The organism is Rahnella sp. BCC 1045 (genome assembly GCF_019049615.1).
In the GTDB taxonomy this organism is placed as follows: domain Bacteria; phylum Pseudomonadota; class Gammaproteobacteria; order Enterobacterales; family Enterobacteriaceae; genus Rahnella; species Rahnella contaminans.
Genome location: NZ_JAFMOZ010000140.1, coordinates 90,696 through 108,234, shown reverse-complemented (window position 1 = coordinate 108,234; position 17,539 = coordinate 90,696). Strand labels below are relative to the sequence as shown.

Here is a 17,539-nt window from a genome sequence, read left to right as displayed (position 1 = left end):
TATGAGTGACTACAAGAACACCCTGAATTTGCCGGAAACAGGGTTCCCGATGCGTGGCGATCTGGCCAAGCGTGAACCTGACATGCTGAAAAATTGGTATGACCAGGATCTGTACGGGATTATTCGTGCTGCCAAGAAAGGCAAAAAAACCTTTATTTTGCATGACGGCCCTCCGTATGCGAACGGCAGCATTCATATTGGTCACTCAGTAAACAAAATTCTTAAAGACATGATTATCAAGTCCAAAGGGCTTGCGGGCTTCGATGCGCCGTATGTTCCGGGCTGGGATTGTCATGGTCTGCCGATTGAGCTGAAAGTTGAGCAACTGATCGGCAAGCCAGGTGAGAAAGTGACGGCGGCTGAGTTCCGCGAAGCGTGCCGTAAATATGCCGCAGAACAGGTTGAAGGCCAGAAGAAAGACTTCATCCGTCTGGGCGTGTTGGGCGACTGGGATCACCCATACCTGACCATGGACTTCAAAACTGAAGCCAACATCATCCGTGCGCTGGGCAAAATCATCGGTAACGGTCACCTGCATAAAGGTGCGAAACCTGTTCACTGGTGTACCGATTGCGGCTCTTCACTGGCTGAAGCGGAAGTTGAGTATTACGACAAAACGTCCCCGTCTATCGATGTGATGTTTAACGCCACTGACGCAGCGGCTGTGGCAGCGAAATTCGGTGCGGCTTCCTTTAATGGCCCGATCTCTCTGGTTATCTGGACCACCACGCCGTGGACCATGCCTGCAAACCGCGCAATTTCCCTGAATCCTGAATTCTCTTATCAGCTGGTTCAGGTGGAAGGCCAGTGTCTGATTCTGGCAACCGATCTGGTTGAAAGCGTGATGAAACGCGCCGGTATCGCAGAATGGTCTGTGCTGGGCGAATGCAAAGGTGCAGATCTTGAATTGCAGCGCTTCAAACACCCGTTCCTGGGCTTCGATGTTCCGGCTATTTTGGGCGATCACGTTACGCTCGACGCAGGTACGGGTGCTGTTCATACCGCACCGGGCCACGGTCCTGATGACTTTGTTATCGGCCAGAAATATGGTCTGGAAGTGGCTAACCCGGTTGGCCCGAATGGTTGTTACCTGCCGGGAACTTACCCGACGCTGGACGGCAAGTTTGTCTTTAAAGCCAATGATTTGATCGTCGAACTGCTGCGTGAAAAAGGCGCATTGCTGCACGTTGAGAAAATCACGCACAGTTACCCATGCTGCTGGCGTCACAAAACGCCAATCATCTTCCGCGCCACGCCGCAATGGTTCATCAGCATGGATCAGAAAGGCCTGCGTAAGCAGTCACTGGAAGAGATCAAAGGCGTTCAGTGGATCCCGGACTGGGGTCAGGCGCGTATCGAAAACATGGTCGCTAACCGTCCTGACTGGTGTATCTCCCGTCAGCGTACCTGGGGCGTACCAATGTCTCTGTTTGTTCACAAAGACACTGAGCAACTGCATCCGCGCAGCCTTGAGCTGATGGAAGAAGTCGCAAAACGCGTTGAAGTTGACGGCATTCAGGCGTGGTGGGATCTGAACCCTGAAGATATTTTGGGTGCAGACGCCGCCGATTACGTCAAAGTGCCTGATACGCTGGACGTGTGGTTCGACTCCGGTTCTACGCATTCTTCTGTTGTGGATGTGCGTCCTGAGTTCAACGGCCATTCCCCGGATCTGTATCTGGAAGGCTCCGACCAGCATCGCGGCTGGTTCATGTCTTCACTGATGATTTCGACAGCCATGAAAGGCAAAGCGCCTTACAAACAAGTTCTGACGCACGGTTTCACAGTGGATGGTCAGGGTCGCAAAATGTCCAAATCCATCGGTAACACCATCGCGCCTCAGGACGTGATGAACAAACTGGGTGGCGACATCCTGCGTCTGTGGGTCGCGTCAACGGATTACACCGGTGAAATCGCCGTGTCCGACGAAATCCTCAAACGTGCCGCGGATTCTTACCGCCGTATCCGTAACACCGCGCGCTTCCTGCTGGCGAACCTTAACGGTTTCGATCCGGCGCTGCACAGCGTGGCTCCGGAAGACATGGTCGTTCTGGATCGCTGGGCCGTTGGCCGCGCGAAAGCCGCACAAGAAGAGATCATTGCCGCGTATGAAGCCTATGATTTCCACGGTGTGGTTCAGCGTCTGATGCAGTTCTGTTCCATCGAGATGGGTTCTTTCTATCTGGATATCATCAAAGACCGCCAGTACACCGCCAAAAGCGACAGCGTTGCACGTCGCAGCTGCCAGACCGCGCTGTATTACATAAGTGAAGCACTGGTTCGCTGGATGGCGCCGATCATGTCCTTCACAGCGGATGAAATCTGGGCTGAATTGCCGGGCCAGCGTGAAAAATTCGTCTTCACCGAAGAATGGTTTGACGGTCTGTTTGGCCTGACCGGTAACGAATCCATGAACGATGCGTTCTGGGATGAGCTGCTGAAAGTTCGTGGCGAAGTGAACAAAGTGATTGAACAGGCGCGTGCCGATAAACGTCTGGGCGGTTCTCTGGAAGCGGCGGTCACGCTGTATGCCGATGACGCTCTGGCGGCCGATCTGCGCTCACTGGGCAATGAACTGCGCTTCGTGCTGCTGACCTCCGGCGCTAAAGTGGCTGCGCTGTCAGAAGCTGACGAATCCGCTCAGCCAAGTGAATTGCTCAAAGGCCTGAAAATTGGTCTGGCAAAAGCAGAAGGCGACAAGTGCCCGCGCTGCTGGCATTACACCACTGACGTCGGCCAGAACGCGGAACACAGCGAACTCTGTGGCCGCTGTGTGACCAACATTGCCGGCGACGGCGAAGAGCGTAAGTTTGCATAATGAGTAAATCGATCTGTTCCACCGGACTCCGCTGGCTCTGGCTGGCGGTCGTGGTCATCATCGTGGATCTGGGCAGTAAGTTCCTCATCATGGGGAACTTCCAGCTTGGCGAATCCATGCCGCTGATCCCGTATTTAAACCTGTTCTATGCGCAAAACCACGGGGCAGCATTTAGCTTCCTGGCAGATAAAGGCGGCTGGCAGCGCTGGTTCTTTGCTGTGATTGCACTGGCAATCGTCGTGGCGCTGGTGGTACTGATGTACCGCGGTACCGCGAAGCAAAAACTCAATAACATCGCGTTTGCGATGATTATCGGCGGGGCGTTAGGTAATTTGTTCGACCGCCTGTATCACGGTTTCGTGGTCGACTTTATCGACTTCTATGTCGGCAACTGGCATTTCGCGACGTTCAATCTGGCTGACAGCTTTATTTGCGTCGGTGCAGCGCTGGTCGTGCTGGAAGGTTTTCTGGCAAAACCTAAAGAAGCGGAAAAGAGCAAAGGATAAGTATGATGTCTCAACAGGTGAAACATGACAGCGCCGTGCTGGTGCATTTTACGTTGAAACTGGAAGACGGTTCGACGGCAGAATCAACCCGCGCTAATGGGAAACCCGCGCTGTTTCGCCTTGGCGATGGCAGCTTGTCTGACGCGCTGGAGAATCAGCTGTTAGGCCTGACGGTGGGCGATAAACGCGCCTTTACCCTTGCACCTGAATCGGCGTTTGGCGGCAAAAGCCCCGACCTGGTTCAGTTCTTTTCGCGCCGTGATTTCCAGGAAACAGGCGTGCCGGATGTCGGCACGATTATGCTGTTTTCCGGACGTGACGGCAGCGAAATGCCTGGCGTGGTGCGTGAGGTGACGGAAGATTCTATCACTGTAGATTTCAACCATCCGCTGGCGGGCCAGCATATCGATTTCGATATTGAAGTGCTGGAAATTGATCCGCAACTGGAGGAGAAGCATGCAGATATTGCTGGCTAATCCGCGAGGATTTTGTGCGGGCGTTGACCGTGCAATCAGCATCGTAGAACGCGCGCTGGAAATTTACGGCGCGCCGATTTACGTTCGTCATGAAGTCGTACACAACCGCTATGTGGTTGACAGTCTGCGTCAGCGCGGTGCGATTTTTATCGAGCAAATCAGCGAAGTGCCCGATGGCTCGATTCTGATTTTCTCCGCGCACGGTGTGTCTCAGGCCGTCCGTGCTGAAGCGAAAGCGCGTGACTTGACCATGTTGTTTGACGCCACTTGTCCCCTCGTGACTAAAGTCCATATGGAAGTCGCGCGTGCCAGCCGTAAGGGTACGGAAGCGATTCTGATTGGTCATGCCGGTCACCCGGAAGTGGAAGGCACAATGGGCCAGTACAGCAACCCGAACGGGGGAATGTATCTGGTCGAGGCGCCGGAAGATGTCTATAAATTGCAGGTGAAAGACGAAAATAACCTGTGTTTTATGACACAAACTACGCTTTCTGTTGATGATACGTCTGCTGTGATTGATGCGCTGCGCGAGCGTTTCCCAAAGATTATCGGGCCGCGTAAAGACGATATTTGCTATGCGACAACTAACCGTCAGGAAGCCGTGCGTACGCTGGCTGATGGCGCGGATGTCGTGCTGGTGGTTGGGTCGAAGAACTCTTCCAACTCCAACCGTCTGGCGGAACTGGCACAGCGCGTCGGTGTGCCTTCCTATCTGATCGACTCTGCGGCAGATATTCAGGAAAGCTGGCTCAAAAATGCGAAAAGCATTGGCGTGACAGCTGGCGCTTCGGCACCGGATATTTTGGTACAGGACGTGATCAGCAAGCTGAAAGCATTTGGTGGCCTCGATGTAATTAATATCGAGGGGCGCGAAGAAAATATTGTCTTCGAAGTGCCGAAAGAGTTGCGTGTTGATGTGCGTCAGATCGACTGATGAAATGCATAAAATTAAAAAACCGGCTCACGTGGCCGGTTTTTTTACGTCTTTTTTGACACCCGTTACGGGTTTTCGAGTCTGAAAAGATTCTGCGGCGCGCCAACGGTCGCTGTTTTAGCGTGCAGCAGCGCTCCTTCCAGCGCGTGCGGGGCATTAAGGTTTTTACGTGCCGACGTGATAAATATCTCGGTCATATCCGGGCCGCCAAATGTACAGCAACTTGGCTGCGTGACGGGCACCGGCAGGGTGTCCAGCGTCAGCAGTTCGCCCTGATTGATCTGCTGGCGCAGCAGGCATTTTGAGCCCCAGCAGGCGGTGATGAGCCAGCCGTTTTGCGTCAGCGCCGAGCCGTCGGGGATTTTATCGCCGGAGGAGAAACAGGAAATTTTCAGAGGATTGATGCGGCGGGCGTTAGCGGAATAAAAGCGGTTTTTCCGGCTGTCTGCAAACCAGACTTTGCCTTCATACCAGACCAGCGTATTGGTCGTCCCCACGTTATCGAGCATGGTTTCAGGCTTTTCATCCCCGGCCTCAAAGCGGTACCACGCGCCGGTCATCTTTTCTTCTTCAATATCCATCGTGCCAAACCAAAGTGAGCCATCAGGTGCGACAGCGGCTTCGTTGGGGCGCGTTCCTTCCGCGCCGGGATAATCGCAGAGTTTCTGCCGGGTTTGAGATTCGTAATCGTAGAGGTGAACGCCGTCCTGAGAAATCAGCAAAAAGACGTTACGCTTTTGCGTTAACAATACGCCGCTGGTCAGGGAGGGGAGTTCGTGAATTTCAGTCTGGCCGGAAGCTGGCCAGTAACGTAATACGCGCTGAGCCAGGATATCGACCCACAATAATGACTGGGTGCGCTGGCACCAGACGGGAGTTTCACCCAATTCGGCTCGATAGTCGCCTACGGCAGTTATGTCGGACCGGAAAAATGCTGACATCGCAAAGCTCTCCTGCTGGCTGCAAAGTGGATATAGCGAAAAACTGTCTGTATTCAGTCTAGTCTGGCTTTGCCCGCAGGGATTAAGAATGGTGTAAAAAGAAAGGGCCAGCCCGTCAATAAGACGTAAAGCTGGCCCCTGAAGTTCAATCGTTAAGGCTTAGAAGTCGTATCTCAGACGGATCAGGTTCATGTCGCCGAGGTTATCGGTAGAAGACGTGAACACATGTTCGTAATCAACACGGAAGCCGTAATCGAGCTGGAAGGACACACCCAGACCGTTATCGATACGCTGATAATTGCGGCCAGTAACATAGGTCAGACGGTCACCCATGAAGTATGGCTGAATGGTTTTCACAGCGAACTGGTTGATTGGGAAAGCGTAACCCAGGAAGTATTCCAGACCGTATGCATCGCCTGCGAAGAAGTGATCTTCGGTTTTCAGGCCGGTGGTCAGGAAGTCATGGTAATAACCGCCACCGAAGGACGCTGTCCAGTTGCCTGGTTTCCAGCTCAGAGCGGTACCAACGATGCTCTGATTGTAGTCTTTGGAGGTGTTGTTATTTGGATTTTTCATTTCTGCGTCGGTGTAGTTGTACGCAGTACCCCATGTCAGTTCTTTGGTGATGTGGTAATCCACACCCACAGAACCGCCGCCATTACGTTTATAACGCAGGCTGTTTTTACCGGTCAGCAGATCGTTATCTGAGAACAGGTAAGAGGCATACACATCAGCATCGCCGAAGGTATTTTTGTATTTAAGCATCTTACGTGAACGGTAAGAACCGTCGTAGTCGCCGTTAACACCGTTGCCTGGTGCCTGAGCGAGCATGTCGTAGTCCCAGATATCGGTTTTCGCACCAACAACATCATAATAAACGCTGTTTTGCTGGCCGAAAGTCAGCTGACCGTAGGTTTTGCTTTTCAGACCGGTGTACAGCATACGACGGGTGGTGTTATGCGCGCCGGCAGCGTAGTGATTATCCCAGCCAGTCAGCGCAGGAATATTCACACCCAGCTCGTAATAGTTAATCCAGCTGATGTCATCAAACAGATAGTAGTCAGTGGAGAAACGGAAACGAGTACCGCCGTCAAAACCGTTGGTTTTATAGTTTTTGACGCCGTTCTGGAACTGGAACTGTGGACGAATACTCCCGCCAACCTGGAATTGCAGACGGCTCAGCGGATCGTTAGGCTGTGGGTCTTGTTTAATCAGGGTGATTTCTGCGTGTGAAGCAAAGGAAGCCAGACCGAACAACAGGCCAGCGGTCGCCACTTGCGTGACTTTGTTTAGTTTGAATTTCATGTTATGTCCCTGCGCCAATATACTTACCCGGAAGAACCGGTATGTGAACTGGCGATGTATTTTTATTATTTCCCCTTACCGGTAACTGTCTGGTCAGGGTGAAGACGCGCCTCATGGATCCAGGCTACTTATTTTAGCGATCCTAAAATCAAATTTAGGAGGTTAAAATTAGGTGGCTATTTATTATCACAATCATTGATTTTATCAATATTATTTCACCACATATAATAAAAATTTAATGTTTCAGATCTAAGAAATAGCGTGTTTGTTCTTTTATTTGTCTTTCGTGGCGGGGAGATACAGTGGTGATTATTGCTAACGTGGACTATTCCTGCGGCGCAGGAATGCTGTAATAAAGAGGGAAGTTCATTGAGTTCTCATGAAAGCCGGATAAGGTGCGACATTAGGTGCAGAACTGATGTCAGACGTTTATGCACTAAAGTGAATGATTATGCGAAGTACCCGGATGAAGAATTTTAAGGCGCATTTCTCAATCAGTTCCGCTTTTAAGAACCGTTTAACACAAAATCTTAGATTGCGTAACCTGAAAACAGATGGCTTTTACTGATGTTAACGGACCTATATCATAATTTTCTAATTATGAGGCAATTTCTCTGGCTCCTGGATCGCAGGGTCGATAACCTGATTCTGTTTCACGGCAGAACGACTATAAGAAGAGAGTAGTAATTATGAGTAACGCTGATATTCGCATGGCTATCGTTGGCGCAGGCGGTCGTATGGGCCGGCAACTGATTCAGGCCGTCTCTGATACTGACGGCGTGGTATTGGGCGCGGCGCTGGAACGTCCGGGTTCTTCCCTGGTCGGAGCCGATGCGGGCGAACTGGCGGGAACCGGTACATCCGGTATCCGGGTGAATGATGACCTCGATGCGGTGGCGAATGACTTCGATATTCTGATCGACTTCACCCGGCCGGAAGGCACGCTGGCGCACCTGGCTTTTTGCCAGAAACACCATAAAGGTATGATTATTGGCACTACGGGCTTCGATGACGCCGGTAAGGCCGCAATTAAACAGGCTTCAGAGAGCATTCCTGTGGTTTTTGCCGCTAACTTTAGCGTGGGCGTCAACGTCGTGCTCAAGTTACTGGAAAAAGCCGCGAAGGTGATGGGCGATTATACGGATATCGAAATTGTGGAAGCGCATCACCGCCACAAAGTGGATGCGCCTTCCGGCACCGCGCTGGCGATGGGCGAGGCGATTGCTGATGCGCTGGGCCGTGATCTGAAAGACTGCGCAGTGTATGCCCGCGAAGGACATACTGGCGAACGTGATCCGAAAAGCATTGGTTTTGCGACCATCCGCGCCGGGGATATTGTCGGTGAACACACCGCGATGTTTGCAGATATCGGTGAGCGCGTAGAGATTACGCACAAGGCTTCCAGCCGCATGACATTCGCAAATGGCGCAGTTCGTGCAGGAAAGTGGCTTTCCTCGCATAAAAATGGCCTTTACGACATGCGGGATGTGCTTGGGTTAGATGATTTATAGAATTTGATTTAGATGTGATGTGGTTGTTTTGGTCATAATGTTTTGATAAAAGGGCAGTTCCTTGATTGCCCTTCTCTTTTTTATTCTAAAATATCGATTTTGACTGTTATTTCCTTCCTGATTGCCATTTCTATAAATATTCATGCTTAACACCCCTCCTGATGTATGCTTTTTAAACAATGCAACTCCTCCGGTTTGTAATAATCTCGTTTACATCACCCTTTTCCAGACATCCCCTTCCGCAAACGGTTACTATACTGACTTGAGCTATGTTTTTATGGCAGTGACAGAGGCTTTTCGCTGAGTTGTGCAAAAAACAAAGAAATATTGGTGCTTTTAGTAGACAAACCCCATCGCCCTCTCTAAAATGCCGCCGTTTGCCAAAAATTGGCTTTGGGAGCGATTTTTGCATTGATTTAGATCCTGTTATCTGAATTAATATGCAAATATTGTGATTTATTATTCTTGGAGGATGCTTTGATAAAGTCAGCGCTATTGGTTCTGGAAGACGGAACCCAATTCCACGGTCGGGCCATCGGGGCAGAAGGGTCGGCAGTGGGGGAAGTGGTCTTCAATACGTCGATGACCGGTTATCAAGAAATCCTCACTGATCCTTCCTATTCCCGCCAAATTGTCACTCTCACTTATCCCCATATCGGTAATGTCGGCACCAATGCCGCTGATGAAGAATCCTCCGCAGTACACGCTCAAGGTCTGGTCATTCGCGATTTACCTCTGATTGCCAGCAACTACCGCAGTGAAGAAAACCTCTCTGATTACCTTAAGCGCCATAACATCGTGGCCATCGCCGATATTGATACCCGTAAACTGACCCGCCTTCTTCGTGAAAAAGGTGCGCAAAATGGCTGCATCATCGCGGGCGATTCACCGGATGCTCAGCTGGCGCTGCAAAAAGCCAAAGCATTCCCGGGGCTGAAAGGCATGGATCTGGCAAAAGAAGTCACCACTGCGGAATCCTACAGCTGGCAGCAAGGCAGCTGGACGCTCGAAGGTGAGTTGCCTGAAGCCAGGAAAAATGAAGAATTACCGTTCCACGTTGTGGCCTATGACTACGGCGCGAAACGCAATATCCTGCGTATGCTGGTAGACCGCGGTTGCCGCCTGACGGTGGTTCCGGCGCAAACTCCGGCGGCCGACGTGCTGAAACTCAATCCGGACGGCATCTTCCTGTCCAACGGCCCGGGTGACCCGGAGCCTTGCGATTACGCCATCGCCGCGATTAAAGCTTTCCTCGAAACCGACATTCCGGTGTTCGGCATCTGCCTCGGTCATCAGTTACTGGCTCTGGCCAGCGGCGCGAAAACGCTGAAGATGAAACTCGGCCACCACGGTGGTAACCACCCGGTTAAAGATATCGATAACAACGTAGTGATGATTACGGCGCAGAACCACGGCTTTGCGGTAGATGAAAATAATCTGCCTGCGAACCTGCGCGTGACGCACAAATCGCTGTTTGACCACACCGTTCAGGGCATTCACCGCACCGATAAAGCGGCGTTCAGTTTCCAGGGACACCCGGAAGCCAGCCCGGGCCCGCACGATGCAGCGCCATTGTTCGATCATTTCATCGAACTGATTAACGCTTACCGCGCTTCTCATAACAACAACGCCACTCTTATAAGCAAATAAATCAGGAGCGAATAAAAAATGCCAAAACGTACAGACATAAAAAGCATCCTGATTCTGGGCGCAGGCCCGATTGTTATCGGCCAGGCGTGTGAGTTTGACTATTCCGGCGCACAGGCGTGTAAAGCGCTGCGTGAAGAGGGTTACCGCGTCATTCTGGTGAACTCCAACCCGGCAACGATTATGACTGACCCGGAAATGGCTGATGCGACGTACATCGAGCCGATTCACTGGGAAGTTGTGCGCAAGATTATTGAGAAAGAACGTCCGGACGCCGTGCTGCCAACCATGGGTGGCCAGACTGCACTGAACTGTGCACTGGAACTGGAACGTCAGGGCGTGCTGGCAGAATTCGGCGTGACCATGATTGGCGCGACCGCAGACGCCATTGATAAAGCCGAAGACCGTCGCCGTTTCGATATTGCGATGAAGAAAATCGGCCTTGATACCGCTCGTTCAGGCATTGCGCATACCATGGAAGAAGCGCTGGTGATCGCGGCTGACGTCGGTTTCCCGTGCATCATTCGTCCTTCATTCACCATGGGCGGCACCGGTGGCGGTATCGCTTACAACCGTGAAGAATTTGAAGAGATTTGCGAACGCGGTCTGGATCTTTCCCCAACCAAAGAGCTGCTGATTGATGAGTCGCTGATTGGCTGGAAAGAGTACGAGATGGAAGTCGTGCGTGATAAAAACGACAACTGCATCATCGTTTGCTCAATCGAAAACTTCGATGCGATGGGCATCCACACCGGTGACTCCATCACCGTGGCACCCGCGCAGACCCTGACCGACAAAGAATACCAAATCATGCGTAACGCCTCGATGGCGGTACTGCGTGAAATCGGCGTAGAAACCGGCGGTTCCAACGTCCAGTTCTCGGTGAACCCGAAAAATGGCCGTCTGATTGTTATCGAGATGAACCCGCGCGTATCCCGTTCTTCCGCGCTGGCCTCTAAAGCGACCGGTTTCCCGATCGCCAAAGTGGCGGCGAAACTGGCGGTGGGTTACACCCTCGATGAACTGATGAACGACATCACCGGCGGCAAAACGCCTGCGTCGTTTGAACCGTCCATTGACTACGTTGTGACGAAAATCCCACGCTTCAACTTTGAGAAATTTGCCGGTGCAAACGACCGTCTGACCACGCAGATGAAATCCGTTGGCGAAGTGATGGCGATTGGCCGCACCCAGCAGGAATCGCTGCAAAAAGCCCTTCGCGGTCTGGAAGTGGGCGCAAGCGGCTTCGACCCGAAAGTGAGCCTGGACGACCCGGAAGCGCTGACGAAAATCCGTCGCGAGCTGAAAGAAGCGGGTGCGGAGCGTATCTGGTACATCGCTGACGCCTTCCGCGCCGGGATGTCCGTTGATGGTATCTTCAACCTGACCAACGTCGACCGCTGGTTCCTGGTGCAAATTGAAGAGCTGGTGAAACTGGAAAATGAAGTCGCCGAAGGCGGTTTCAACATACTGACGCCGGAATACCTGCGCATGCTTAAACGCAAAGGCTTTGCTGACCTGCGCCTGGCTAAACTGGTGGGTGTATCCGAAAGCGAAGTGCGCAAACTGCGCCACAAATACAATCTGCACCCCGTTTACAAACGTGTGGATACCTGTGCGGCTGAATTCTCAACTGACACGGCGTACATGTACTCCACGTACGAAGAAGAGTGCGAATCCAACCCGACTAACGACAAACCAAAAATCATGGTGCTGGGCGGCGGTCCGAACCGTATCGGTCAGGGCATTGAGTTCGACTACTGCTGCGTACACGCCTCACTGGCGCTGCGTGAAGACGGTTACGAAACCATCATGGTCAACTGTAACCCTGAAACAGTTTCTACCGACTACGACACTTCTGACCGTCTGTACTTCGAATCTGTCACGCTGGAAGACGTGCTGGAAATCGTGCGCATCGAGCAGCCGAAAGGTGTCATCGTGCAGTACGGTGGACAGACTCCGCTGAAACTGGCGCGGGAACTTGAAGCCGCTGGCGTACCGATTATCGGCACCAGCCCGGACGCCATTGACCGCGCCGAAGACCGCGAACGTTTCCAGCAGGCGGTTAACCGTCTGGGCCTGAAACAACCGGCTAACGCCACGGTAGCGACCATCGAACAGGCTGTCGAAAAAGCAGCAGGCATCGGTTATCCGCTGGTGGTTCGTCCGTCGTATGTTCTGGGCGGCCGCGCAATGGAAATCGTGTACGACGAAATCGACCTGCGCCGTTACTTCCAGAATGCGGTCAGCGTGTCCAACGATGCGCCGGTATTGCTCGACCGCTTCCTGGATGATGCTGTTGAAGTGGACGTCGATGCAATCTGCGACGGCGAGCGCGTGCTGATTGGCGGCATCATGGAGCACATTGAGCAGGCTGGCGTTCACTCCGGTGACTCCGCATGTTCTCTGCCGTGTTACACGCTGAGCCAGGAAATTCAGGACGTGATGCGTCAGCAGGTCGAGAAACTGGCCTTCGAGCTGAGCGTTCGCGGCCTGATGAACGTCCAGTTCGCGGTGAAAAACAACGAAGTCTACCTGATTGAAGTTAACCCGCGCGCCGCACGTACCGTCCCGTTCGTGTCTAAAGCGACTGGTGTGGCGCTGGCGAAAGTGGCCGCCCGCGTCATGGCAGGCCAGACGCTGGCGCAGCAAGGCGTGACCGAAGAAGTCATCCCGCCTTACTACTCCGTCAAGGAAGTGGTGTTGCCGTTCAACAAATTCCCTGGCGTTGACCCGATTCTCGGGCCGGAAATGCGTTCTACCGGTGAAGTCATGGGCGTTGGCCGCACCTTCGCAGAAGCGTTCGCGAAAGCGCAGCTGGGCAGCAACTCCGGCATGAAGAAAGCCGGTCGCGCATTGCTGTCTGTGCGTGAAGGCGACAAAGGCCGCGTGGTGGATTTGGCCGCGAAACTGCTTAAACGCGGTTTCGAGCTGGATGCGACACACGGTACGGCGGTGGTGTTGGGTGAAGCCGGGATTAACCCGCGCCTGGTCAACAAGGTGCATGAAGGCCGTCCGCATATTCAGGACCGTATCAAGAACGGTGAATATGTGTACATCGTCAACACCACGGCGGGCCGTCAGGCGATTGAAGACTCCAAGCTTATCCGCCGCAGTGCACTGCAATACAAAGTGCATTACGACACCACGCTGAACGGCGGTTTCGCCACGGCGATGGCGCTGTCTTCTGACCCGACTGAGCAGGTGATTTCAGTGCAGGAAATGCACGCGAAAATCAAAGGCTGATGGCATAATTGCCAGATGAAAGGCGCGGCGAAAGCTGCGCCTTTTTCATTTTATGCATCCGGTTTTCCCCCGAATGCCGAAAGTTGCGTATGCTGAAGTAAATAAAATAAGACAAGAGACCTGCATGATTCTAATAATTTACGCCCACCCTTATCCGCGCCATTCGCGGGCCAACCAGGGACTGCTCTCGGCGGTCAGTGATTTACCCAACGTTGAAGTGCGTTCGCTGTATGATCTATACCCCGATTTTAATATCGATATCGCCGCAGAACAGCAAGCCGTTGAACGCGCTGATCTGGTGGTATTCCAGCATCCGATCCAGTGGTACAGCCTGCCGCCGCTGATGAAATTGTGGATCGACAAAGTGCTTGAGCACGGCTGGGCATACGGTCACGAAGGCAATGCGCTGAACGGCAAACATTGTCTGTGGGCAGTGACGACCGGCGGTAACGAACATCATTTTGAACTGGGTGATCATCCTGATTTCGATGTGCTGGCCCAGCCTTTACAGGCGACGGCCATTTATTGCGGTATGCACTGGCTGCCGTATTTTGCGGTCCATAACACCTTCATTTGCGACGAAGTGGCGCTGAAAGCGGCGGGCGAAGAATATCGTCGTCGCCTGACGGCCTGCCTGAGCCTGAAAGAAGGCTGCCCGCCGGAGGTGAATCATGGATAATCATAACCTGATGATTGAGGGGCTGATTTATCTTGGCTCCGCGGCACTGTTTGTACCTATTGCTGTCCGCCTCGGGCTCGGCTCTGTGCTCGGCTATCTGATCGCAGGCTGCATTATCGGGCCGTGGGGATTGAAACTGGTTTCTGATGCCGAGTCGATTCTGACCTTTGCGGAAATCGGCGTGGTGCTGATGCTGTTTGTCATCGGGCTGGAACTGGATCCTAAACGGTTGTGGACCATGCGCGCCTCAGTTTTTGGCGGCGGCAGTATTCAGATGGTCGGCTGTGGCGTGGTACTCAGCGCGTTCTGTTATTTCCTCGGCCTTGACTGGAAAATTGCCTTGTTAATTGGCATGACGCTGGCGCTGTCTTCCACCGCGATTGCCATGCAGGCGATGAGCGAACGCAGTCTGACGCCGTCACCGCTAGGCCGCAGTGCGTTTGCTGTGCTGTTATTCCAGGATATTGCGGCAATCCCGCTGGTGGCGATGATCCCGCTTCTTGCCAGCACCGGCGAAGCCACAACGCTCCTGAGCTTTGGTCTGTCGGCGGCAAAAGTGGCCGGTGCGCTGGTGTTGGTGGTGCTGCTTGGGCGTTACGTTACGCGGCCTTTGCTGCATTTTGTTGCCCGTTCCGGCATGCGCGAAGTGTTCAGCGCCGTGGCACTTTTCCTGGTGTTCGGTTTCGGCATTCTGCTGGAGATGGCTGGCATGTCGATGGCGATGGGCGCGTTTCTGGCGGGCGTTTTGCTGGCGAGTTCGGAATACCGTCATGCGCTGGAAAGCGATATCCAGCCGTTCAAAGGTTTGCTCCTCGGCCTGTTCTTTATCGGCGTCGGAATGTCTATCGACTTCGGCACGCTGGTGCATCAGCCATTGCTGATCGCCACCTTGCTGGCAGGCTTTATGGCGCTCAAGGCGGCGCTGTTGTGGCTGATTGCGCCGTGGCTGAGTGTACCGAAAAAACAACGTGGTCTTTTTGCGATCTTAATCGGGCAGGGTAGTGAATTCGCTTTCGTGATTTTCAGTGCTGCAAAAATGGCCGGCGTGATGCCTGACGAATGGTCGAAAGCGTTGACGCTCGCCGTTGCGCTTTCAATGGCCGTAACGCCGCTGCTGCTGGTAATTGCGAACCGCATGGAGCGCAATGCGCCGAAAGATGACCGTCCACAGGACACCATTGATGACGAAAATGCGCAGGTCATTATCGCCGGATTCGGTCGTTTTGGTCAGATTGCCGGTCGTTTGCTGCTGGCCAACAATGTTCATACAGTCGTTCTGGACCACGATCCGGATCATATCGAAACGCTGCGGAAATTCGGCACCAAAGTGTTTTACGGTGATGCGACCCGCATGGATTTACTCGAATCGGCAGGCGCGGCGCAGGCTAAGGTGCTGATTAATGCCATCGATGACGTTGAAGCCAACCTGCAACTGACGGCGCTGGCGAAAGAGCATTTCCCGAACCTGAAGGTGATTGCGCGTGCCCGCGATGTTGACCATTGGTATCAGCTGCGTCAGTTGGGCGTGGAAGCACCGGAGCGTGAATTGTTCGAAGGCTCACTGCGCGTAGGGCGTGATGTGCTGGAAGAACTCGGTCTCGATGCGTATGAAGCGCGGGAAAAGGCTGATTTGTTCCGTCGCTATAACCTGAAAATGCTCGAAGCCACTATCGAGAATTACGAAGATACTGAATTCCGTATCGCCAGTATGCAACGTGCAAAGGACATGCTGACCGCGGCTATCGAGCAGGATCAGGAGCGTTTGTCATCGGTTCAGTCTGGCTGGCGCGGGAGTATTGATGGAAAAGCGCCGGAAAAGGATGTGATTGAAGCGAAAGGATAAACTCTGAGGATTCAGAGGGAGAACAGAAAGCCGGCACAGAATTGAAATGCCGGCTTTTTTGATCAGCTCAACGCCACTTTAATGCCCAAACCAATCAGCACGCCACCCAGCAGCTTATCGATAATTTTCTGCGCTTTTGCCAGACCGCGGCGAACCGGTGCGCTCTGGATTAACAGTGCCAGCGAAGGCCACCAGACCACAGATAAGCTGACAATAATCGACGCGTACCACAACTTTTCGCCCAGGGTGGAGTTGATCTGCAAGACCTGCGTAAACATCGCCAGGAAGAACAGCGTGGCTTTCGGGTTCAGCAGATTACACAAGTAACCCTGCACAAACGCGGTACGCAATTTGACCTGCTGCGGTTCCAGCCCGTCGAGATTCATCTTACTGTTGCTGCGCGAGAACAGCGCCTGAATACCCACCCAGATCAGATAAGCAGCACCGACGTATTTTAATAAATCAAACAGCCACGGCGTGGTGGTAATAACGACAGCCAGACCCGCGACGCAGTAAGACATATGCGTGATCACGCCACAAATCACCCCAAACGATGTCATCAGTGCCGCAACGCGAGGATAACGGGCCGCATTTTTGATGACCAGAAAGAAATCAGGGCCGGGAGAAAGCATGCCGAGGAACGCAATACTGGCAACAAAAAGGGTGGTTTCAAGCATGGAAATAACCGTCGTTAATGTTCAGAACAAAATGAAGGCCGCATGATACGCCAATCCTTAGCAAGATAAATCACTCTTATGGCTTTTTTTGCCCGACTGACATTTCGGTTAAGGGTGGAAAGGACGATGACTGTACCGTAATCGCCCCGGTGTGTAAGCTCAGTTGTACAAGCGTGATCGGAGGGGCAAACTACAGATCGCGTTTCCAGCATTTTCGGCTGGGTAAATGAAAATTCTTCCGGTTTTTAACCCCCTTTCATACCCGAAACTGGCACATCAGGCGGGTAAAATCCCGTCAGGGTAAGAGCGCTCTTATATCTTTGTAAAGCGTGAGTCTCCCTATCGACGGTTGATTGGGCTTTCCGTATAGTGTGGGCTCTTTTTTTGAGTCTCTTTAATCAACACAGGGCTTCTTAATGATTATCAGCCTGATCGCCGCACTGGCGACCGATCGCGTTATTGGCATGGAAAACGCAATGCCTTGGCATTTACCCGGTGATCTGGCCTGGTTTAAGCGTAATACGCTCAACAAACCTGTCATCATGGGGCGCAAGACGTTCGAGTCGATTGGGCGACCGTTACCTGGCCGGCTGAATATCGTCATCAGCTCAAAGCCTGGTGCGCACGATGGCGTGACCTGGGTGACGTCTGTGGAGGCCGCACTGACTGCTGCCGGTGATGTGGAAGAAGTGATGGTGATGGGCGGTGGCCGCGTATACGAGCAATTATTGCCGAAGGCGAACCGTTTATACCTGACCCACATTGATGCGGAAGTGGAAGGGGATACGCATTTCCCTGACTACGAGCCGGATGACTGGGAAAGCACTTTCAGCGAATTCCATGACGCTGATGAGCAAAACTCTCATGGCTACTGCTTCGAAATCCTTGACCGTCGCGCCTGATTTTTCAGGCTGACGCGCAAAGCAAAAAGGCACCTTTCAGGGGTGCCTTTTGAC

At 52.8% G+C, this 17,539-nt stretch carries 13 protein-coding genes; 10 read left to right on the top strand and 3 right to left on the bottom strand.

The annotated features are described in order from the left end of the window. The first annotated feature begins 1 nt into the window (after position 1). Genes ileS through ispH form a run of 4 tightly spaced genes read left to right on the top strand, consistent with a single transcriptional unit; the run spans position 2 to position 4,734 of the window. On the top strand, positions 2-2,818 hold the full coding sequence (gene ileS, locus J1782_RS21230) for an isoleucine--tRNA ligase (protein WP_217153866.1): 2,817 nt from the start codon (positions 2-4) through the stop codon (positions 2,816-2,818). Further along, positions 2,818-3,324, top strand: a complete 507-nt coding sequence (gene lspA, locus J1782_RS21225; protein WP_101075118.1) for a signal peptidase II — start codon at positions 2,818-2,820, stop codon at positions 3,322-3,324. The genes ileS and lspA overlap by 1 nt, the downstream gene beginning before the upstream one ends. Before the next feature lie 5 nt (positions 3,325-3,329). Next, a complete protein-coding gene (gene fkpB / locus J1782_RS21220; protein WP_165059691.1) occupies positions 3,330-3,800 on the top strand; it encodes an FKBP-type peptidyl-prolyl cis-trans isomerase in 471 nt (156 codons plus the stop codon). Continuing rightward, complete coding sequence (gene ispH, locus J1782_RS21215) at positions 3,781-4,734, top strand: 4-hydroxy-3-methylbut-2-enyl diphosphate reductase (protein ID WP_152325174.1); 954 nt, start codon at positions 3,781-3,783, stop codon at positions 4,732-4,734. Before fkpB ends, ispH begins: the two co-directional genes overlap by 20 nt. 65 nt (positions 4,735-4,799) lie before the next feature. Here the strand turns inward: ispH and J1782_RS21210 are convergent, their stop codons facing one another. Next, entirely contained in the window at positions 4,800-5,675 is an 876-nt protein-coding gene (locus J1782_RS21210) for an SMP-30/gluconolactonase/LRE family protein (RefSeq protein WP_208950026.1), read from the bottom strand. 159 nt (positions 5,676-5,834) lie between these two features. Continuing rightward, complete coding sequence (locus J1782_RS21205) at positions 5,835-6,980, bottom strand: porin (protein ID WP_152325172.1); 1,146 nt, start codon at positions 6,978-6,980, stop codon at positions 5,835-5,837. A 689-nt stretch (positions 6,981-7,669) separates the two neighbouring features. Here J1782_RS21205 and dapB point away from each other — a divergent pair. The 5 genes from dapB (at position 7,670) to kefC (ending at position 15,906) form a co-directional block, all read left to right on the top strand. Then, positions 7,670-8,491 carry a 4-hydroxy-tetrahydrodipicolinate reductase gene (gene dapB, locus J1782_RS21200; protein ID WP_195813697.1) on the top strand — a complete coding sequence of 274 codons (822 nt, stop codon included), beginning with the start codon at positions 7,670-7,672 and terminating at the stop codon, positions 8,489-8,491. Between the two features lie 477 nt (positions 8,492-8,968). Continuing rightward, positions 8,969-10,141: a glutamine-hydrolyzing carbamoyl-phosphate synthase small subunit gene (gene carA / locus J1782_RS21195; RefSeq protein ID WP_165058968.1), complete on the top strand. Its 1,173-nt coding sequence runs from the start codon at positions 8,969-8,971 to the stop codon at positions 10,139-10,141. Between the two features lie 18 nt (positions 10,142-10,159). Further along, a complete protein-coding gene (gene carB, locus J1782_RS21190; RefSeq protein ID WP_152325169.1) occupies positions 10,160-13,384 on the top strand; it encodes a carbamoyl-phosphate synthase large subunit in 3,225 nt (1,074 codons plus the stop codon). A gap of 124 nt (positions 13,385-13,508) precedes the next feature. After that, on the top strand, positions 13,509-14,063 hold the full coding sequence (gene kefF, locus J1782_RS21185) for a glutathione-regulated potassium-efflux system oxidoreductase KefF (protein WP_152325168.1): 555 nt from the start codon (positions 13,509-13,511) through the stop codon (positions 14,061-14,063). Next, positions 14,056-15,906 (top strand): glutathione-regulated potassium-efflux system protein KefC, encoded by a 1,851-nt coding sequence (gene kefC / locus J1782_RS21180; RefSeq protein ID WP_217153865.1) that lies wholly within the window; start codon positions 14,056-14,058, stop codon positions 15,904-15,906. The genes kefF and kefC overlap by 8 nt, the downstream gene beginning before the upstream one ends. Positions 15,907-15,968: 62 nt before the next feature. Here the strand turns inward: kefC and J1782_RS21175 are convergent, their stop codons facing one another. Further along, positions 15,969-16,583 carry a LysE family translocator gene (locus J1782_RS21175; protein WP_165058972.1) on the bottom strand — a complete coding sequence of 205 codons (615 nt, stop codon included), beginning with the start codon at positions 16,581-16,583 and terminating at the stop codon, positions 15,969-15,971. Between the two features lie 416 nt (positions 16,584-16,999). Here J1782_RS21175 and folA point away from each other — a divergent pair, with 416 nt between their 5' ends. Continuing rightward, positions 17,000-17,485, top strand: coding sequence for a type 3 dihydrofolate reductase (gene folA, locus J1782_RS21170; RefSeq protein WP_152325165.1), 486 nt, complete (start codon positions 17,000-17,002; stop codon positions 17,483-17,485). Positions 17,486-17,539: the final 54 nt, after the last annotated feature.